Source organism: Rheinheimera pacifica, assembly GCF_900108485.1.
In the GTDB taxonomy this organism is placed as follows: Bacteria; Pseudomonadota; Gammaproteobacteria; order Enterobacterales; family Alteromonadaceae; genus Alishewanella; species Alishewanella pacifica.
The window spans coordinates 11,999-32,220 of sequence record NZ_FNXF01000025.1; the positions used below are offsets into that span (position 1 = coordinate 11,999).

The following is a 20,222-nucleotide window of genomic DNA, read 5'->3' on the forward strand; positions in this document are numbered from 1 at the left end:
TTAAAGCTCCAGAATAACCGATGCCAGCGGTGCCAGTTGCAGCGCCACTGTACCCACGCCGTTTGCTACCTGCAGCGTGTATTGTGTATCGGTTAGCTTGTCGGTTAACGGGTACCGGCCATCAGCCAACTGCCATTTTGTGATAAGTTCTGCCGGCAGCGTTAAACCAAAGCTGACGCCATTTTCGCTATTAAAGTGGCTAACGATCAGCAGCTTTTGCCTGTCGTTATAGCGGGCAAACGCCAATTGTTGCTCGCTGTAGGCCGTGCCTGCAGCCAGGTTGGCGCTGTGTAGCTCAGTATATTCACCCATTAGCGCCGGGGCGCTGGCGGTAAAGCTAAGCAGGGTTTTATAAAAATTATGCAGTGTCAGCTCTTCTGCAGACAGCGCGCCGCCATCAAACTTGCCGCCGTTCATCCAGCGCTGATGGTGCGGTACGCCCCAGTAATCAAAAATGGTGGTGCGGCTGGCTTTACCAAAACCGGCATCTTCAGCGCCCGGTTCGCCAACATCCTGGCCAAAGTACAGCATGGTTGGCGACGTGCTGATGGTGGCTGATACCACCATGGCTGGCATGCCTTTTTTGGCATCACCGGCAAACTCGGGCGCGGCAATACGCTGTTCATCGTGGTTTTCTAAAAAGTGCAGCATATGGTGTTCAATATCGGCCATCCGTTGCTGGGTTTCTACCAGGGTAGACGTTGGGCCTTTACCTTGCATCACCAGTTTTAAGCTATCGTAAAACTCGACCTTGTCGTACAGGTAATCCATTTTGCCTAAGCGGATATAGTCGCGGTACAAATGCGGCTGATACACTTCGGCTAATAAAAAAGCGTCGGGGTTTTTGTGTTTAATATGCGAGTTTAAATAGCTCCAGAATTCTACCGGCACCATTTCGGCCATGTCATAGCGAAAGCCATCTACGCCTTTATCCAGCCAGTACTGCGTAATATCGCGAAATTTAAGCCAGGAGTCGGGTACGTCTTTACCCTGCCAGAAGGCGTAATGTGCCGGCCAGTCTTTATCGGCGTAATCGGCCGGGAGTTTGTCAAAGTCGTAGCTGCCATCGGGGCGCACGCCATAGTTAATTTTTACTGTTTCGTACCAGTCATCAAAATCTGGCTGGGCTGCACGCGAACCATTGCCGGTCCACTTGGCTGGCGTTTCGTTAAACTTGCCGTCGGCGGCAGGGTGAGCATCGCCGCCCAGTACTTTATAACTGGCCGGAAAGGCCGGCACATTAAAAGGCTGGCCCGGCACATAGTAAAAGTTGTTGTCGCGCTTGTACTCTACGCTGGTATCGTCATTGGCGCCAAAGTCAGTAACACCTGGCGGGTTCGATAACGACTGATAAGCGCGTGCCACATGGTTGGGCACAATATCAATCAGCACTTTCATATCATGCTGGTGTGTGCGCTTAATCAGTGCTTCAAATTCGGCTAAGCGGTTGGCCGGATCGGTGGCTAAATCGGGGTTAACGTTGTAGTAGTCTTTTACTGCATACGGCGAGCCGGCGCGGCCTTTAATTACGTCCGGGTCATCATGACTTATGCCATAAGCGCTGTAATCACGCACTAACGCATGGTGCGGCACGCCGGTATACCAGATATGGCTGGTGCCCATGGCTTTAATGGCACTAAGGGCTTCTGGCGTAAAGTCGGCAAATTTACCCACACCGTTTTGCTCCAGCGTGCCCCAGGGGGTGTTGGTGGTGTTCTGGTTACCAAATAAACGGGTGAATACCTGATACACCACCACTTTATGTTCTGCAGTATTCACAATAGTAGCGTTATGCTCAGTGGGGTCTGCCTTAACAGGCGTGGCTTGTTCTGGTGCTTTGCCGCCGCAGGCCAGCAGCATGCTGCCAGCAAGGCTTAGCATCAGAATAGTGGCTGTTTTGTTCATCTGTCTACCCTGTATTTTTCTATTTGTGCTGTAAAGTAGCCGAGTGTATTACAGCTGGCTTGCCTTTTTATGGTGCATACGTATGCAGGCGTTGCTAAAAGGCTTATCAACTAAGGTAGCATCCCGCTTTCTTTCCACCTTGTTTACACTATGCTGTAACAGAATCAACTTGTTATGGCATAACGCGGAGTTTGTCTATGTTCAACTTTAAGCTGAAAAATAAAATGCTACTGTTGGCAGTGTTACCAATAGTAACGGTGGTATTAGCACTGATGCTGTTGATATACAGCCAGATGCGCTCAATGGGTGAAGCAGAAGTTGTGCAGTTTCGCGCTGATATGATGCACGAAAAGCAAAATGCACTGGAGCATCATGTTGCTATAGCTATAACTGCAGTAGCACCGTATTTTAGCGGCGGTGAGCCATCGGCAGAACAATTAGATGCGGCCAAGGCAGTGATCCGCGCCATGAAATTCAGTGATGACGGCTATATGTTTGTTTATGATCTGGCGGGCGTAAATATAGTGCATGGCTCTAATGCTGCACTGGAAGGGCGCAACCTGATTGAGTTAAAAGACCCTAACGGTGTGCTGCTGATCCGCGATTTAATTGAGGCCGGTAAAAAAGGCGGTGGCTTTGTTACCTATATGTGGGATGAGAAAACCCGGGGTGGCTTAACGCCGAAACTGGGTTATGCCGCGCCAATGTACAATAACCGCTGGATTTTGGGCTCGGGTTTTTATATCGACGATATTGACCGCCGCGTGGCAGAGCAAGAGATTCAAATCAGCGAGCGCATCCGCAATACCCTGCTGCTGATTATCGGCGGCGCCATAGTGTTGTTGGTGTTGGTGGTATTACTGGCATTGTTTGTCGCCAATTTGGTGGTGTCGCCGCTACAAAAAGCTTCAGCGGCGCTGATTAATATCGGCCAGGGCGAGGGCGATTTAACCCAGCGCTTGCAGGTAGAAACCTCCGATGAAGTGGGCGAAGTCGCGCGTGGTTTTAATGAGTTTGCACAGAAAATTCAGCAACTGGTAAATGAAGTAAAACAAGCCGTGCTGGCGCTGAGCCATTCTGCGTCTACCATGCAGCAAATTGTGCGTTTAACCGATCAGGATGCGGGCAGACAAAAGGCTGAAACCACTCAGGTGGCTGCGGCGGTGTATCAAATGTCTACTGCAGTACAGGAAGTAGCCGGCAGTGCCGGTTTAGCTGCCAGTGCCGCGCAGGAGGCCGATAAAGAAGCAGTTGGCGGCCAGCAAAGTGTGTCGCTTACCATCAGCTCAATTAATAAGCTGGCAGATGATGTAAACCGCGCCGGTGATGCGATTGAAAAACTTGGTGCTAATGCCGATCAGATTGGTTCGGTGGTTAATGTTATTCGCGGTATTGCTGAGCAAACCAATCTGCTGGCGTTAAACGCCGCAATAGAAGCTGCCCGTGCCGGCGAGCAGGGCCGCGGTTTTGCTGTGGTAGCAGACGAAGTACGTACACTGGCAACCCGCACGCAGCAAAGCACTAACGAAATTCAGCAGATGATTGATTTGTTCCAGCAAGGTACCCGTGATGCAGTGCAGGTAATGCAGCGTGGTAAGGAGCAATCGCTGCAAACGGTAGCGCAGGCCGATAAAGCCAGTGAGTCACTGCAAACCATTACTAAATCGGTTAGCACCATTACCCAGATGAATATTCAGATTGCCACCGCAGCAGAGCAGCAAACGGCAGTGGCTACTGATATCAGCCGCAGTATTCATGAAATTGCCCAGTTGGCCGATCAGGCAGCAAATAATGCGTCTGAGCTGGCAAAATCGACCGATGAGCTGGGCACTATTGAACAACGGCTCAGTGCCCTGGTTCAGCGGTTCCGCGTTTAAGCTGCCGGTATAGTGTGCGCCGGAGCGGATAGCTCAGCCAAAGGCCGGCGCACAAACCAACGGCCTAGGTGCCACAGCAGCCACAATGACAACAGCGGAAATACCAGAGTTTGCAGGCTGTACACCACTATTAACTGGATCAGTTTTTCTACCATATTGTCGGAAAAACTTTTAACCGCCGCAAACATATCGTTCGCCTGCGCTGCCATTTGCTTCAGCCAGCTTAATGAGCCTTCATCACTGCCTTGCAGCGGCTGATCAACCCGTTGCAAGGCAGCAGTTTCACCGCTAAGCGCCGCTTCTGCGGCTATACGCTGCGGCTCCAGCACCCAGTCTGACAACTCGGCCACGCCAAACGCGGCCAGTGGCACACCAATACGAACAACCAGCAGCAGGGCAATAAAAATACGTAACAGGTAGGTAGCGGTGCTGCGCCAACTTGCCGGGCCCAGCACTAAGATCACGGCTGACAGCAGAATGCCAGTACCAAACAAGGGTAGGGCCGCCAGCTTGCCAAATTCCAGCAAAAACAGCTGCAGGCCGATGGATGTCATGGCCAGCACCATTAAGTCAGAATAGCGTACCGCCATATCCTGCAGCGGTTTTAACAGCTGGCCGGGTTTTATACTGGCTACGCCAACGCCAACCTGGGCTTCAGATACAAAAGCAATACCGCGGTCAATTAAGCGGGCGGTGGCAAACGAGGCGCTGCTAAGCATTAAGCTGCGTTGCAGCGCGGCGCTGGCTCTGTCATCCAGCGGTGACAACGCCGGGTTCAGCAGCCGGTGTTGCAGCATGCCGCTATAAATACCGGCACACAGCGCCAGCAAAAACAGCAACAGCGCAAATAAACGTTGGGCAGAGCTAAGTTTGGTCAGTAGTTTCATGGCGGCCTCCGGCTAACAGCATGGCGAACGCCTGCTGAAGCCAGTATTAACCATTTTGCTATCCAGTAAAAGCGCGGCAGCTAAAGTAAAGGCGCCCTGAGGCGCCTTACTGCTGCTTAGAATGAATAACTGACACCGAGCATAATATTGTCGGCCTTATTACCTTCCAGATGATAGCGGTTAAACACAGCCTGTAAGGCGATGTGCTCGTCCAGTGCATAACTGGCGCCAAGCGCCCAGTAGATGTCGGTGTCGCTGGTTTTATAGCGGATCAGGTTGTCACCGGCGGTGCTGTTGGTTTCACTGTTCCAGGCAAATACGCCAGCCTGCACAGTAGCCGACCAACCGGCATGTTGCCATACGTGGTAAGACAAGCCGCTGCGTACACCTTTTGCCAGCATCGGGCCAATGTCAGACACTGCCTGGTGAAACGCCTCCGGGGTCAGCGTTTCACCGCGCATGCTGACACTGGCATCGCCTAAGTCAACATAATGCGCCTGTACTGCCAGCCGTGGCGTGAAATAATAGCTCAGCCCCAGCGCCCAACTTTTACCGCTGTCATCATATTGCAGTAACTCTGCGTTTGCAGGTAGCTGGGCAAGGATCTCTGATGTTGACTGCCTGGTTGTACTTTTACCAAACATAACATCAAGCGACCAGTTTGCCTGAGTGTTAAAACTCAGCAGAGCTGCTAATAACAACACTGGCTTTAGCAGCATTTTGCGTCGCCGGCCCAGTGCCAGCCCGGCCAATAATAACAAAGGCCAGCCATTTAGCGCACCACCAGACGATTTATTTACCACAGTAATAACCTCATATGCCGTTATAGAAATTGTCACTGTGCCATTAACACTGCCGCCACGCTGATCGCTTACGGTAAAACTGATGGTATCAGTGCCGGTATAGCCTGCTTGCGGAGTGTAGCGCAGGGTTTGTGCTGCAGTGATTGTTACCGTGCCGTTTTGTGCGCTGGCGCTGCTGATAACAAGCGTGTCGCCATCCGGATCGCTGGCATTGGCCAGCACATCAATGTCAATCGCTGTTTTATCATTAGTACTGGCTGTTGCATTGCTTACCAGCGGAGGCCTGTTGTAATACACCTCCACCGTAACCGTTGCACTGGCACTACCGTTATTGCCATCGCTGATGCCGTAACTAAGGGTATCAGTGCCGATAAAGTCTTGTGCCGGGGTATACAGCAATGTCTGGCCATCGCCACTGATGCTTACAGTGCCAAATGCCGCTGCGGCCTGATTAATGCTCAGTGTGTCACCATCCGGATCGGTGTCATTTTGCAGCACTTCCAGCGTATGGCTTTGGTTCCATTGTACTGAGTAACTGTCGTCTGTAGCCACTGGCAACTGGTTACCATTTAGCACAACGGCAACACCACCCGGGTCAACAATAGTACTGTTAGCTAAACCGTCGGCATCGTTCGGGCCGCCATCTTCAATGGTCAGCTGAATACACCAGTGGCCGGCTGTTAAACCTGGTTGCCAGTTGCTGCTACCAGGCGGTGGGCAGAAACCCGGCTCGCCGGCAGCACTAAGCAACTGGTTACGCTCATTTTGTACAAAGTTAGTCCAGCCGGTGGCCTGGGTATATTTGCGGTAAACTGCGTTTTGTGGCACAGGTTGCCGCTGTGGTAACACCAGCGCATAACTTGCACCGGCAGTTGGCAGATTGCGCAGAATAAAGTCAAAGGTCCCGCCAATATTAGTGGCCTGCATGTCTGGTTCCAGCCATTGCAGGTCTGCACTGGTTAGCTGAATGCCGCCGGTATTGCTAAGTGCGGCTGTAGCACCTTTACGCAGACAGATACCCGGTTCACCCTCTGCAACAAACTGGGTTACAGTTAGCAGTTGTTCCGGCATTACGTTACAGTCAAAACCAGGGTCCAGATAATCCGGAATGCCATTGCCGTTGCTGTCACCTAAACCTTCTACATTATCCGGGATCAGGTTGTTGTTGCTGTCGCTGCCATCCAGAACCGGCAATACATCCTGTACCAGCAGGTACACTTGCGCAGTATAACTTAATGGCTCTGCAGCATTATCTGTTGCGGTTAGTGCTATCTGATAAACGCCACTACTCAGGTTTGCCGGGTCAAATACAAACTGCGATATATCGTTCGAAATATTGGTCAGTGCAGCGTCAGCCTGCCACTGCAGGCTGACTGTATCACCAGGGTTAGGATCAGTAACCTGTGCGGCAACAGTCACCACGCCTGCAGTTTTGCCCACGGTCAGCCGGATTTGATTTTGCTGCTGTGCTTCCAGCATAACTACAGGAGCCAGATTAGCCTCTGTCGCCGTAATGGTTGTGCTGGCATTGGCACCCAGGTTCAGGCTACTGCTAAGAGTAACAACAATATCTTTTTCTGCCTGGGTAGTTAAATCAGCAAAGACATCAAAGCTGATGCTTGCGCGCAGGCCGGAGCTTATTTGCACTGAACCGGCGGCCAGATTGTGTTCTGTTACTGCGCTGGCAGAACCACTCACACTATAAGCAACCTCAAGCGGATACACCGGAGACGGGCCATTAAGTATTACCTCTATTGTCGCCGTGCTGTTGTTAATAACCGTTTGTGGCTTGCTTAATGACACCAGAGGATTAATTTGCAGTAGCTGGGTAACAGTGCTGCTCACGCCACTGGCGTCAGTTGCCCGCCAGTATAATTCGTGGCGGCCAGAAGCAAACAGCGGCGAGCCATTAACTAACGATACAGCCAACCGGTTACCATTGCGATCAACTGCCGTAGCTACACCCACATTTACCTTGGTAAACAGGCCGCTGGCATTAACAATTAAATCATCCGGTGGTGTAATTACCGGTGCATCAGGGTTACTGCCATCAATTTGCAGGGTAACTTTTGCCTGATCACTAAACTCACCGTCAGTAATGCTGTAGCTGAAGGTGGCAGTACCACTGAAGTTTTCCGGCGCGTTAAATTGCAGCTTATTGGCCTGAATACTCACCAGGCCAATACTGGCTTTGGCAGCGGTAATGGTTAAGCTATCGCCATCCGGATCAGTATCATTTGCCAGTACATCCAGCAAATAGGTATGGTTATTACTAAATGGCAGGGTGAAATTATCATCCACTGCCACTGGCGCGGCATTAACAGAAATTACTTCAATACTAAATGCCGCTAAGCTGGCGCTAAATTCGCCATCAGACACACTAATTACAATACCGGTTGTAGTGCCGACATGCTCTTTTGCCGGAGTACCGGTTAGTGCGCCTGTGGCAGTATCAAAACTTGCCCAGGTAGGTTTGTTTTGAATACTGAAGGTCAGGGTATCACCATCTGGATCAGTGACAGTTGGCACAAAACTGTATGCCTGCCCCTGATCCACTGAGGTAGCCGGTGAGCCTGAGATTTGCGGTGCAGAATTAGCTGGGTTGGGCGTAACTGCATTTGAAGCTGCTGAAGGATGACCAGTACCAGCAGTGTTAGCCGCCGTTACGGTAAAGGTATAGGCTGTACCATTAGTTAAACCATTCACTACAAGTGGCGAGCCAGCGCCGCTGGCTGTCAGGCCGCCGGGGGTAGAGGTAACGGTATAACCGGTAATATTAACGCCACCGGTATTTACTGGCGCGGCAAAAGCAACGCTTGCTGTAGTATCACCAGCAGTAGCAACAACAGCAGTTGGTATGCCGGGTGCTACCGGGGTAACAGTAAAGGTCTGGCTTACTTGAGGAGCAGGCAAGTAGCTACCATTACCGGCCTGGTCAGCATTAATGGTACAGCTACCAGCTGTGACAAAGGTCAGGGCGCCGCCGCTGGTAATAGTACAAACAGCGGGTGTTGCTGAGGTAAAGGTTGGCGTTAAGCCGGAATCAGAGGTCGCCGTTAGCGTCGGTGTCGTACCAAAGTTCTGCGTCCCCGGGTTGTTAAAGGTAATGGTTTGGATAGCTGCAGGCGTGACCGAATTGGAAGCCGCCGAAGCCGGGCCGGTGCCTGCAACGTTATTTGCCGTTACGGTAAAGGTATAGGCCTGGCCATTGGTTAAACCGGTCACCACAATCGGGGATGAAGCTCCGATTATCGGCGCAACATCTGCTGGGTTTACCGTTACTGTATAACCGGTAATTGCCGAGCCGCCGATATTCACCGGGGCAACAAAGGCAACGCTGGCCTGGGTATCACCGGCGATTGCAGTACCTATCGTTGGGGCGCTGGGAACTACCGCATTTACCGTGAAGGTCCGGGATACAGTTGCAGCTGCACTAATTGCAGCATCACCCGGCTGATTGGCGTCGATGGTACAACTACCAGCAGCTACAAAGCTTAAAGTAGCGCCACTGACAGTACAGATCGCAGGCGTTGCCGAACTGAAAGTAACAACATAACCACCACCTGCTGACGAACTTGCCACCAGGGTTGGCGAGGTTCCGAAGTTTTGTGCGCCGGGATCGTTAAAGGTAATAGTTTGGTTTGCTTTGGGGGTCACAGCTTTAGAGGCCGCAGAAGACGCACTGTTGCCTTTAACATTGGTTGCTGTGACAGTAAAAGTGTATGCAGTGCCGTTAGTCAGGCCATTTACGGTGATGACACAAGCTGCAGGGCCGGCACAATTGCCTGATGCACCGCCGGGACTGGCAATCGCGGTATAAGCGGTAATTGCCGAACCGCCGTTATTAGCCGGAGCGCTAAAGGTTACACTGGCCTGGGCATTACCCGCTGTGGCAATGCCTATGATAGGAGCGTCAGGTACTGTTAAACCATCAACCAACACAGATGCGGTACTGCCGACACTGTTCAGTGTCAAATTCATATTATTACCGGCGCCATCTTTTAGTGTACCGCCATTGGCTTGAATCACAGCCGTAACAGTAATACCGTTAGGATCAAAGTCGCCGCTTTGCACAGTGTAACGGAATACGATTGCAGACGTACCGCTGCCGCTAAGGTAAGTCGCATAGCGTGTGGTGGCTCCTACAGTAAGAGCGATCCTAGGCGTGCCACCAGTAGTATCAAGAATGATGTTTTCGCTGGTATTGACAATAAAATCAAGGCTTTGCCCTGCAATATAGGTGCCATTGGCCGGAACGCTGACACTTGCCACTGTCGGCACTACATTATCTACATCAACATTGCTGGTATCGGCCCGGGTCGTACTGTTACCAGCGTTATCGGTAGCTGTAACCGATATATTGCGGCCAGCAGCTTCTATTGCACCGGCAGCTATAGTGTACGTGGCTGTCCAGGTGCCTGCGCTGTTGGTAGCGGCAACTGTACCGCCACCAAACTGACTGAAATTAACAGTAACGCCGCTAATGGTATCGCTGTTGTTATCACCACCTGCGGTATTGTTCCAGGTAGCGGTTACTGTATCGCCGACAATATAAGTTCCTCCTAAGCCGGTCGCGCCAGAAATGCTGATATTGGCGTCAGTTACTGTGGGGGCTATGTTATCGACAGTGGCATTACTGGTATCTGCGGTAGTAGTAGGGCCATCCGCATTGTTGGCTGTGATACTGACATTACGATTGATTGCATCAATGGCACCTGCTGCAATGGTATAAGAGGCTGTCCAGATACTTGCGTTATTGGTTGCAGCCACGGCGGCACCGCCGCCAAACTGGGTAAAGTCTGCCGTAACGCCGGTAATACCTGGGTTATTATCTCCGCCTGCGGTATTGTTCCAGGTTGCGCTGATGGTATCACCAATTTTATAAGCGCCGCCGGTGCCCGTGGCGCCGGAAATGCTGATATTACCATCGGTAACGGTTGGCGGCGGAGGGGGTAAAGCTATAAAGCTACCACCAGCAGTTCCCACCGAAGTGGTAACTGTGCCATCGTCATCTCCTCCCCAGTTGTTACGGTTGGCAATTCGCGCCAGCCAGCCCGTGCGATCGGTACTGCTGGTAGGGCCGGTATAGGCCACATTATCAAATTGCTGGAATCCTGCACCGACTGCGCCCGGATTTGTTAGCAGGCCCACTGCATTCGAGCCATTAGTTAACGCATTCTGACTTCCGACACCATTGGGAATCATGGACTCCACTAATGTTGCAGTGATAGCTGTTTGCCAAAAGTTAGCATCAAGGTTTGTGTTACGCGAAGCGTTCAGGCCGAAAATAAAATAAGGATTAGTGTCAGAATCTTGATAAATAAAGATCTGCTCACCACCAATTGTCATGGCGTTCGCAACGGTGTAGTACGCTATGTCTATGCTGATGTCGTCAGTAAGGTCTGTGTTACCGGCGGTGATATTTACCAATTGAGTTGGTGGCACATCATCTGAACCACCAAGCACTAGCCTGAACAAGGTGCCTGCGCTATATGGTTCCGAAGTTGTCCAAACTATTACTCCATCTCCTGTTCCTGGTGGAGTAAAAGCCCCGCCACCTGCTTGATCCCACCCTCGGTCAGTAATTTTTATCACTGTTCCTGCTGGAATATTCACCAAAGTTGCAAAATGAATAGCTTGTGTATCGGAGCGGGCATTTATACCTAAAACAACCATATCTCCAGCATTGAGGGTTGCCAGTACATGGGGATAATCCACGCTGGCTAAAGCACGGCTCAGGTCTACATCACCTATTGTGCGCTCCAGCACCCAGTCCCCACCGTGCAGGTAACTGCCAGTCCAGTTTTCAGATGCTGCGATATTGGCTCCCGTATAACGGGCGATTTCATTTAGAAAGTGTTTACCTTTGCTGCCATAGGCCACCTGGCAACCGTAAATATAAAGACTGCCTGAGTTACCCAATGCAGTACCAATTTGGGATAAATCACTTGATTTAGCCTGAATATTGTCCAGAGACAACCAGGTATTACCCGCTTGAATTTCACCATCGCGGCCATGAGAAATTAAATGAATTTGTGCGATATTGCGCTGACCATAAAGCTCTTCGGCAATCTGGCTAATACCGTCGCGGTCTGCTTGCAGGATTCTTAGTTCAGCATCTGCAGGGAGGTCACCGATCAGTTGCTGATAATCTTTAACTGCCGGGTCAACAAAAACCCATGTTGTTTTGTTTGCAGGCAGGCTTTGTTCAGCGGCCTGAGCAGAGAATGAGATTGTTGCCAGTGACAAGCTGCACAGCAATAAAACAGCGACTTAGGCTATTTATATTAAATGCGGTAGCAGCAAAATTTTTCATCCGGGAACAAAAGCTGTAATCAGACCGTGACATAGTATTTCCTTAATAAACAATATAGATTTTTTCTGGCAGGTATCCTTTGCCCGCCGTCAAAAAAATAAAACATAGTGTTAAAGCCACGGTATTTAAAACCGCTGCATATCAAACTTAATTACGTGGTGGATAAATCCCCGTTAGCGCAATAATAAAGTTCATTCCAAGGTAAGGGTTACGAGTCGGCACAGGTTGATTTGCGCCAGTGTATGCGCCCTGCGCCGTTATGTTTGCATTAAATGGCGCTAGGGTGGTGGAACTACCTGAATTCAGCGGTGCATAAATGTCAACTTCAGCCCCTGCTGCGGTATCGACAGCAGTGGATAATACGCTGTTACTTGCTGGTGTTTTAGATGTGCCGTTACTGGTATTTGCTGGTATAGCGATAGCTGCGGTACCGGCCAGTGATACATTAAAACTTGGAAGTTGTGCTTGGTTTAGCGTTACCTGTTCTGTGCCAGCAACCTGACCAAGTGCGACATTGCTTAATCCGGGGCCGGTACCGGTACCTACCGGGCTGCGGCTTTGCAGATTGGGTAAACCGAAGGTTGTCGTACCGTTACCACCATAAGTTGTGCCTAATATTGTGAACAAAGCCTGATAGTTTTGAATTGGTAGCAGTTGCCCTTGGCAAAATGCCCAGTCTTGTGGGGCAAAAGTACCTGCAAACATGCGTATTTCGCCGATAAATGGATCAGCCATATTGTGTTCCTTATTTAGAAGTTAATAGTTTAAGTTATGAGGGGTTTTTGCGCTAGCTGAATACAGGCTTAACGGTAGTTGAGTGTGAGCAATAAAGCAACAATTTGCGTTTGTTAGCAGATTTTTTTTAACAGTTTTACCTGCTTTGTGAATGGCTAAATTGCCAACACATGCTGTAATGAAAGTCTTGTTGCTGCGTAATGCCAAAACCCAGTTTAAGGTACAACGCGAGGGCGCGCTGATTAGCGTGATCAACCGACAGTTTTAGTGGCAACTGCTGTTTGCTTGCCAATGCCTGTAACGCCTTAATCAGTGCAGTGCCATAACCCTTGCCCTGATGCTGTTGCAGTATAGACAAATCCATCAGGCGTATGTCGTGGCTACTGTGATTGACAGTTAATTGCCCGGCGGGTGTATTATGCAGTAACACAATAAATACTTCTGCTCCGGGGGCTTGTTGCCGGTAAGATGCCTGCTGCAGCTGAAATTGCTGCTCTGCCAAATGTGTTGCTAAAGCCTCTGGTAAGCCCATCTGGCTGAAAACCGGCCTGCTGCTGGCAAATAGCTGCAATAAAAACGGCCTGTCATCTGCTGTTGCAAGGCGCAGTGTCAGATTAAACGGCAGGTAGGTGGTTAAGTTCATCTGCGTTCCAGTCGTGGCATTGTAAATGTAGTAAATGATATTGCTGCGCCAGTTCAGGGCTGCAGTCAGATGCTGCCGGTTCAGCAGGCCGGTAGAACTGGCCGCTGTTTTTAGCATCCAATTTCAGGTGCTGCTGCCAGGTCATTATTTCGCTGTCGCTCAGGGCTAAACCGGTAAGCTGTTGCCACTGCGTATTGCTAAGTTGGATCAACTGCTGATAATCAATCAAAGTGCTGTTGCCGGTTTTAACAAGTTGTGCAGTAAATTGCATTAACTGCGTCAATTTTTGCTGTTGATAGGTAATAAGATCTTCGGCCTGGCAATTGTCATCAAGCCAGACTGTAACGCGTTGTTTCACCATATGGCGGCCTGCTTCACGCTGGTGTGAGCGTAATATAGCGGCCGGTTGTCTTATCAGGCACAGGTTTTTTGCATCGGGAAATGCCGTTTGCCACAGGCGCCATTGTTGTAAATCCCAGGCATTGGTTTTAATAATGATGCTGGAACATTCCGGCCAGGGGCCGCTTTGCAGATGCACCAGCAATTGCAGTAGCTCTTTGGTTCTGTCTTGCCAGACCGGATCGGTTAACACATCGCTGATTAACATAGACTCTGACAACACCAGACAGCCGGCAACAGACATCATACTGGATGCCAGCAAAGTTGAGCCGGTTCTGGACCAGTGAAATATCAACAAGGCAGGTGCCACTTTGGCAGGGGTTGCAACAGCCAGTAAATCCGCTAGCAGGCTGTAAGGCTGAATCAATGTCGCCAGCAGGCTCGGGCGGTTTGCGGCGATATAATCGGCCAGAAAAGGCTGTTGTGGTTTTTCGTTGGCCAGCAGCCAGCGCACGCTTTGTTGGTTTGACTGATAAGCATAAGGAAACCAGCAGCGGTTAAATTCTGTGCTTGCCGGTACTACTGCCCGGGCATTTTGCTGACGCAGAAAGGTAAGTATTTGTTGTTCTGTCAGATCCGGCCAGTCAAGATAGCGCGCCAGCAGATCGCAAAAGTGGGCCATGCTATGTTGTGCCGCCAATTGTTGCAACTGTTGGCGGTTGTGTAACAACTTTATATAGCGTTGTGTCAGGTCGTTCATTGTAGCGGATAGGTATTAACGTATTGCACCATTCTTGGCTTAGCCGCCCGGTTTACACTGGCGCCATGTGGCAATGCCTGATGCCAGATTATTAAATCTCCTGCTTTCGCTGCGATGGCTTTTACTGGCCAGGCCGACCAGTCTTGTTGCTGCATTTCGAACTCTGTTTTGTTTTGAGCGTTGATCCAGTTATCTATTTGCAAGTGGAACCCCGGCACACAGCAAAATGCTCCTTGTTGTTCTGTGGTATCCGTCAGATAAATTAACCCCTGGGTACCAAAGGGTACCGGGCTTTTTAGCATGACATCCCAGTGCATATCGGGGCCAGGAAATTGCCATAGTGGTGTTTGCGGGGGGTTAAAACTAACACGATCAGTGCTCATGGCTAAATCGGTGCGTTGCCATAACTGTTCAAAAATCTGGCGCAATAGCGGGGTTTGGCGATTGTTATCCAGCACTGGATGACGGTATATCTGCAGCATAATTTTTTGTGCTTTTTCACTAAAGTTGTACCAGGTGTCAGGCTTTTCCGGGTCAGCTTCCAGATATTGCCAGATCACGTCACGGCTTTGTGCGCATTGCTCGGCAGACAATACATTCGGGATCACTAAATACCCTTGCTGTTGCCAGAATGCCAGTTGTTCCGCCGATAACACCTGTGGTAATTCCGTGTCATGTTGCTGACGCAACAGCTGTTGCAGCCGTTGGTTTATGTGTTGCTTATCATCTTCGCTAAGTTGCCAGGTGTTTATCCAGTTGAGTAATTCACTCAGACGTTGGTGTCGATGCAGTTGCTGCATGCCTGGCTCCAGGCCTATACCGCAAAGATCCAGTACTGCTTTATCCAGGCTCCATTCTTGTTCATGGGTATTTTCCTGCCGCTGGTGTGAGCCGCTTTGTTGGTTTTTTTGCCATAAACGGTATAAATGAAAAATGCCTCCGGCACGTAAATCATCGCTGGGAGCTAATGTTTGCTGTAGCCGGGTAATATTAATATGCCAGTCTGGGTAGGTGCCTTGCACATAGTTGCAATACAGCACAGAACCGGGTTCTGGATACAGCGCCTTTTTATATTGTGTCAGGGTTAGCTGGCACTGGTTTTGTTGCAGGCGGTGTTCGCTGTAAATCACAATTTCGGTGTCCAGCGCCAGATCAACCGGCCCGGCTTCAAAATCCGGCAAGGTAAACTGAGCTTGCAGTAACTGTGTATCACCGGCGGCAAGCCGGGTTGCGCTGCGGCGGTTCAGGCTGAAAATTTCGCCCAGCCTGTGTTGTTGTTGCGCCCAGCGCAAGGCGGCACTGAGGATAATTTGCTGCGGGATAAGGTCGCCGTCCGGGGCAAGAAACTGTTGTAAATGGCTGAAAATAGCAACCTGGGGCTCCTGCTGTAACATGTGCTTCATGGTTTCTGAAAGGATTAAATCAAAGCGTTGCTCTGGCAAAGGCTGCCACTGGGTGGCATCTGCAACGACCTGCATGGCAATACGGTCTGCAACGTTAAAATGCTGCAGTAGCATAGTTAACCTGTGCATTGATTGCGGATGAATATCCAGTAAGGTTACCTGCAGCTGCGCCGGACTAAAAAGCGGCAGCAGTGGCAGTAGCAGCCAACCAAAAGGGCCAGTGCCGGCGTACAGTAACTGCACCGGGCGGCTGTTTTCAGCTGTATTGTAACGGCTGACTCTATCTGTGATTGCCTGATACAACCCTTGCATAAACACCCGGCTGCGCTCCGGGTCTTCTGCGCACTGGGCAGCCGTAATGGGTGACACCGCTTTGCCATTAGCCGTGTCAGTGGCTTCGGTATCACGGAATATAGCCGGATGCAGTTCAAGTTCTGTCAGTTGACACAGGCCGTGAAGTACAGGGTCTAGTAGTTGTTTAGCAACACCAGCGCTATCTGCCTGCAATATGGCCTTGGCAAAGCTAACCAGTTCTGCTGTATGTAAAGTGTTATGCGGGCTCACCGGCAGCATACAATTGTTCCTTCAATGTTGTGGTGGCCTGGCAATCCAGTACCAGGTTTATCCGGCTGCTATTGCCTTTGTTGTACACGCTGTGAGTCTGATCAGCGTTGATATACCACAATTCACCTTCCTGCATTGGTACCAATTGCTGGTTAACCCGAAATTCCATGCCGGGGTTGGTTTGCAGGCACAAATGCAGCCGTGCCTCGCCAGCTTCTAGGCTTAAACCGGCATCACGGTGCGGTTTAATTTCAGCGCCTGGGTGCAAGCGCATTAGCCTGACAGATTTAAGCGGGTGAGGGAAAGAGTTAATAAATTCAGCCAGCGCCGGGCTTTGTGCCAGTTGCGGTAAATTGCGCCAGTCGGAACCGGAATGTACAGCAAAGCTTTGCAACACCGGGTGTTGGGGCAGATATTCAGCAGCACAGCGCAGTGGCATGACGTCCCACTTGCCGGCATAGTCACGCTGGTTTACGTGGGCATACCATTCACCTTGCAGCAGAGTGCTTAATTCGTGCTGCATTTGCTGATAACCGGTAACACGCTGCAGCAAGGCAAAACTCAGTCTTGTCATAATTAACGCTTTGTTTTTATTCTGTTAAAGCTCAGCCTAGCAGAGACAAAACGAATTACAACTGCGTTAACGCAGTATCAGCACTGTACCCAGTACAGTAAGTACTGCCCCCAGCCAGGCACCGGTTGCCGGGCTGCGTTTATATATCAGCCATAATAGCGGTAACACCAGTACCGGGCTTACCGAAGACAGTATGGCCACTAAACCGGCATCGCCATGTTTTAAAGCCTGCAGTATTAATGTCATACCCAGCACCATGGAAATACCGGCATTGGCCAGCACCAGCAGGAATACTTTTTTGTTCATGGGTAAATAAGCGCGGGCTACTTTAAAACCCAGCATAAAAATAATTTGATGTAGCACAAAAGCGGTTGTCATACGCACTGCTGAGGCGGCTACGGCGTCAATATCAGTTTCCATCAGCGGTTTTAACATTAAGGTAGCCACTGCCTGACACAGGGCCGCCAATAGCCCCAGCGCCACGCCGGAGGTTAACTGGCTTTGGTTTGCCTCCCAGGCATGCAGTTCGGTTTTACGTTTGCCAAAGAAAATGGCGCTCATCACACCGCTTATCAGCAAGCTGCTGCCGATAAGTGTCCAGCCCCATAAGGTTTCACCGAGAAAGAAATACGCCAGCACCACCGAAAACAGCGCATGCGTAGCAAACAGCACTCCGGCGCGGCGCGGACCGAGGCGGTTCATGGCGGCAAACAGGGCGGTGTCGCCAATAAAAATACCAATCACGCCAGACAGGGCCAGCAGGCCAAAGCTACTGGCCGCTAGTGTTGCCCAGCTCCCTGTTGTCAGGGCAATTAACCACAACATGATGGCGGCGCACAGCATACGCCAGCGGGTAAAAGCAAAAGCGCCCAAATGGGTCGACGCGGTAGCCGACATCAGGCTGCCAACAGCCCAGCAGGCCGCGGCTAATAAGGCGAAGTATTCGTATGACAAGGCAAGGTGATACCGCAAGTTAAGGTGGCGGCATTATAAAGCAGGCAGAAACCGGTTCAGAGATTATTCTGCTATAACTTAGCGCTTTTTCGGTATCCAGGCCCAGGTCATGTTGGCGTTAACCGGCTCGATACCTGCGCTGTCGGTAATGGTGACTGCAACGGTTACTTCGCCTTTATCGTCGTTGTGCATGGCGGCGATCTGCTCATTGGTCAGCGTAGCGATGGCAGTTAAATCACCACTGGAGCGTTTGATATAGTCAATCTGCATCTGCTTTAACAGAGGCAGCTTGCTGTCTGGCAGGTGGATGCCAACCAAAAAGCCGGTGGCCGATTCAGCCAGCAAACCGGTAGCTGCTGCATGCACCGAGCCGATATGGTTTTGCGCTTTTTTGCGGTTTTTCAGCCGCAGCACCGAGCGGGCGCCTTTTAGTTCTAACACTTCTACCCCAGCAGTGCCGGCAAATTTAATCACCCGGCCAAATGCTGTACTTAAAGCAAAGGTTTGCAGAAACTCAGGTAGCTGATAGCACTTGGTAACGATGCGCTGCAGTTTGTTTGGTTTTATCTGGCTCATTGTGGTCTGACCTGTTGTGGCTTTTGCGCACTATGCCAAGCACATCACTAAATTGCAAGGTGGTCAGTAAATGCCGGAGGACAAATAGCGATCGCCACGATCACAGATAATGGCAACAATAACGGCGTTATTGTGCTGCTCGGCCAGCTTTATTGCGGCATGTACCGCACCGCCAGAGCTGACACCGGCAAAGATGCCTTCTTCGCGGGCTAAACGGCGCATGGCAGTTAACGCATCCTGCTGGCCGATATCAATAACCTGATCAACACGGCTTTTATCAAAGAAACCTGGTAAATAAGCCTCTGGCCAACGGCGAATGCCGGGAATATTAGCGCCCTCGGCCGGTTGCAGGCCAATAATTTGGATCGCCGGGTTTTGTTGTTTTAAATAACGCGACACACCCATAATGGTGCCGGTAGTGCCCATGCTGGACACGAAGTGGGTGACTTGTTGCTGGCTTTGCTGCCAAATCTCCGGCCCGGTGCTGGCATAATGCGCTGCGGGGTTATCCGGGTTATTAAACTGGTCCAGCACTATGCCTTTACCTTCTGCCTGCATTTGCAATGCTAAATCGCGCGCGCCTTCCATGCCTTGCTCTTTAGTGACCAGTATCAACTCAGCGCCGTAAGCACGCATCGAGCTTTTACGCTCTTCGGTAGCGTTATCCGGCATAATCAGTGTCATGCCGTAGCCTTTAATCGCCGCCGCCATCGCCAAAGCAATACCGGTATTACCGCTGGTGGCTTCAATAATACGATCGCCCGGCTTAATAGTGCCGCGCAGTTCGGCCTGCACTATCATATTCAGCGCCGGGCGGTCTTTTACCGAACCTGCCGGGTTATCACCTTCCAGCTTAAGCAATACTGTGCTGTTGGTATGTGCTGCCATACGCTGCAACTTTACCAGCCGGGTGTTACCAACAGAGTGTTCAATAGTAGAAAAAGGCATAACCAGCACCATGCATTAATAAGCGAAAAACAGCCGCCAGTGTAGCGCAAAGCGGCCTGGCTGTTAATGCTTAAGCACATCGCAGCTAGTTAGTATTCTTGTTGATACAGTATTGGAGAAACATTATGGCTAGGGCATTTGACAGTATCGCGCAGGGTTGCAAGGCGAAGGTTAAATTTTCCTAAATCACCGCTATTCGCTTTAAGGCCTGTAAGCTTCAACACCGCAAGGCGGCGAAAGCTACTGTTTTTCTCAAAACCCTGTCATTGCCTAGCCTCCACATCTCGCCTAAGTACTGTATAACCTACTGTAGAACAGCGCTATTTTTGTTAACAAGTAAATCGCAAGCTTAACCCCCGCTTTCACACAGATGCTTATTAAGCAGGGTGCAAGATGTTGTTGATTTAACGACAAATGTTAGCTAGTTTAGCAGGAAGTAAAAACAAGATAGAAGGGAGAATCCCGCGATGAAAGCAGGGGTTTTGCCTTCCAATAATATTGTTAGGGCAACCATCCAACACGGAGTTTAAAATTGAATAAAGTGAGCATGTTGGTTTTGGCTGTTTTTCTATCGATATCAATGCAAGCATTTGGGAATGCGGAGGACAAGTCTGAGGAAAAGCTACCTCAGACTTTAGAGCAGGCCGTTGACAGAATCGTTTCTAATTTGAAAGAGGATGATAAGTCGACGGTTAAAAATACTCCGTTTAATAACCTTATCCAATACCATCATGGTTGGGGCACCGGTATTAGAAACTCATTTGGTCTTTGGGGACGCAATAAAGAGCTAACAGTGTCAATCTGTGGTCCAGATGAGTGTCATCCAGATGATGCTTCAATGGAAATAATCTACGGTGTATGGAATAAACTTAATGGTAATGATACTCGCTACAAACCAAATACAGAGCAGCCCTAACAAAGTGCGGCATTCGGGGCCT

13 protein-coding genes are annotated in these 20,222 nt (G+C 50.3%); 2 read left to right on the forward strand and 11 right to left on the reverse strand.

Annotated elements, in window-relative coordinates; genetic code table 11:
• Complete coding sequence (locus tag BLW68_RS19795) at positions 1-1,905, reverse strand: alpha-amylase family protein (RefSeq protein ID WP_092796940.1); 1,905 nt, start codon at positions 1,903-1,905, stop codon at positions 1-3.
• A gap of 197 nt (positions 1,906-2,102) precedes the next feature.
• Here BLW68_RS19795 and BLW68_RS19800 point away from each other — a divergent pair, with 197 nt between their 5' ends.
• Positions 2,103-3,782 (forward strand): methyl-accepting chemotaxis protein, encoded by a 1,680-nt coding sequence (locus BLW68_RS19800; protein WP_092796942.1) that lies wholly within the window; start codon positions 2,103-2,105, stop codon positions 3,780-3,782.
• Here BLW68_RS19800 and BLW68_RS19805 read toward each other — a convergent pair.
• The 10 genes from BLW68_RS19805 to cysM all read right to left on the reverse strand — a co-directional run bounded on the left by BLW68_RS19805 (position 3,779) and on the right by cysM (position 19,284).
• On the reverse strand, positions 3,779-4,669 hold the full coding sequence (locus tag BLW68_RS19805; protein ID WP_092796944.1) for a hypothetical protein: 891 nt from the start codon (positions 4,667-4,669) through the stop codon (positions 3,779-3,781). The genes BLW68_RS19800 and BLW68_RS19805 overlap by 4 nt on opposite strands.
• 116 nt (positions 4,670-4,785) lie before the next feature.
• Entirely contained in the window at positions 4,786-11,721 is a 6,936-nt protein-coding gene (locus BLW68_RS19810) for an Ig-like domain-containing protein (protein ID WP_177172303.1), read from the reverse strand.
• Positions 11,722-11,935: 214 nt separating this feature from the next.
• The gene (locus BLW68_RS19815; protein ID WP_092796948.1) at positions 11,936-12,523 is read right to left on the reverse strand and encodes a phage tail protein; all 588 of its coding nucleotides are present in this window, start codon (positions 12,521-12,523) and stop codon (positions 11,936-11,938) included.
• A gap of 136 nt (positions 12,524-12,659) precedes the next feature.
• The gene (locus tag BLW68_RS19820; protein WP_177172304.1) at positions 12,660-13,166 is read right to left on the reverse strand and encodes a GNAT family N-acetyltransferase; all 507 of its coding nucleotides are present in this window, start codon (positions 13,164-13,166) and stop codon (positions 12,660-12,662) included.
• Positions 13,138-14,265 carry a hypothetical protein gene (locus BLW68_RS21190; protein ID WP_177172305.1) on the reverse strand — a complete coding sequence of 376 codons (1,128 nt, stop codon included), beginning with the start codon at positions 14,263-14,265 and terminating at the stop codon, positions 13,138-13,140. Before BLW68_RS21190 ends, BLW68_RS19820 begins: the two co-directional genes overlap by 29 nt.
• The gene (locus BLW68_RS19825) at positions 14,262-16,241 is read right to left on the reverse strand and encodes a phytanoyl-CoA dioxygenase family protein (protein ID WP_092796952.1); all 1,980 of its coding nucleotides are present in this window, start codon (positions 16,239-16,241) and stop codon (positions 14,262-14,264) included. Before BLW68_RS19825 ends, BLW68_RS21190 begins: the two co-directional genes overlap by 4 nt.
• A complete protein-coding gene (locus tag BLW68_RS19830; RefSeq protein WP_092796954.1) occupies positions 16,219-16,806 on the reverse strand; it encodes an aspartyl/asparaginyl beta-hydroxylase domain-containing protein in 588 nt (195 codons plus the stop codon). The genes BLW68_RS19825 and BLW68_RS19830 overlap by 23 nt, the downstream gene beginning before the upstream one ends.
• A 66-nt stretch (positions 16,807-16,872) precedes the next feature.
• Complete coding sequence (locus tag BLW68_RS19835) at positions 16,873-17,760, reverse strand: DMT family transporter (RefSeq protein WP_092796962.1); 888 nt, start codon at positions 17,758-17,760, stop codon at positions 16,873-16,875.
• A 78-nt stretch (positions 17,761-17,838) separates the two neighbouring features.
• Positions 17,839-18,336 (reverse strand): DUF4442 domain-containing protein, encoded by a 498-nt coding sequence (locus BLW68_RS19840; RefSeq protein ID WP_092796956.1) that lies wholly within the window; start codon positions 18,334-18,336, stop codon positions 17,839-17,841.
• A gap of 63 nt (positions 18,337-18,399) precedes the next feature.
• Positions 18,400-19,284 (reverse strand): cysteine synthase CysM, encoded by an 885-nt coding sequence (cysM, locus tag BLW68_RS19845; protein ID WP_092796964.1) that lies wholly within the window; start codon positions 19,282-19,284, stop codon positions 18,400-18,402.
• A gap of 541 nt (positions 19,285-19,825) precedes the next feature.
• On the opposite strand from cysM, the gene BLW68_RS19850 reads away from it, so the two are divergent.
• Positions 19,826-20,200, forward strand: a complete 375-nt coding sequence (locus tag BLW68_RS19850) for a DUF6794 domain-containing protein (RefSeq protein ID WP_342741270.1) — start codon at positions 19,826-19,828, stop codon at positions 20,198-20,200.
• Positions 20,201-20,222 lie beyond the last annotated feature (22 nt).

Coding starts and splice junctions, on each gene's coding strand:
- BLW68_RS19795 (WP_092796940.1), bottom strand. CDS start 1,905: ATGAACAAAACAGCCACTATTCTGATGCTAAGCCTTGCTGGCAGCATG.
- BLW68_RS19800 (WP_092796942.1), top strand. CDS start 2,103: ATGTTCAACTTTAAGCTGAAAAATAAAATGCTACTGTTGGCAGTGTTA.
- BLW68_RS19805 (WP_092796944.1), bottom strand. CDS start 4,669: ATGAAACTACTGACCAAACTTAGCTCTGCCCAACGTTTATTTGCGCTG.
- BLW68_RS19815 (WP_092796948.1), bottom strand. CDS start 12,523: ATGGCTGATCCATTTATCGGCGAAATACGCATGTTTGCAGGTACTTTT.
- BLW68_RS19820 (WP_177172304.1), bottom strand. CDS start 13,166: ATGAACTTAACCACCTACCTGCCGTTTAATCTGACACTGCGCCTTGCA.
- BLW68_RS21190 (WP_177172305.1), bottom strand. CDS start 14,265: ATGAACGACCTGACACAACGCTATATAAAGTTGTTACACAACCGCCAA.
- BLW68_RS19825 (WP_092796952.1), bottom strand. CDS start 16,241: ATGCTGCCGGTGAGCCCGCATAACACTTTACATACAGCAGAACTGGTT.
- BLW68_RS19830 (WP_092796954.1), bottom strand. CDS start 16,806: ATGACAAGACTGAGTTTTGCCTTGCTGCAGCGTGTTACCGGTTATCAG.
- BLW68_RS19840 (WP_092796956.1), bottom strand. CDS start 18,336: ATGAGCCAGATAAAACCAAACAAACTGCAGCGCATCGTTACCAAGTGC.
- cysM (WP_092796964.1), bottom strand. CDS start 19,284: ATGCCTTTTTCTACTATTGAACACTCTGTTGGTAACACCCGGCTGGTA.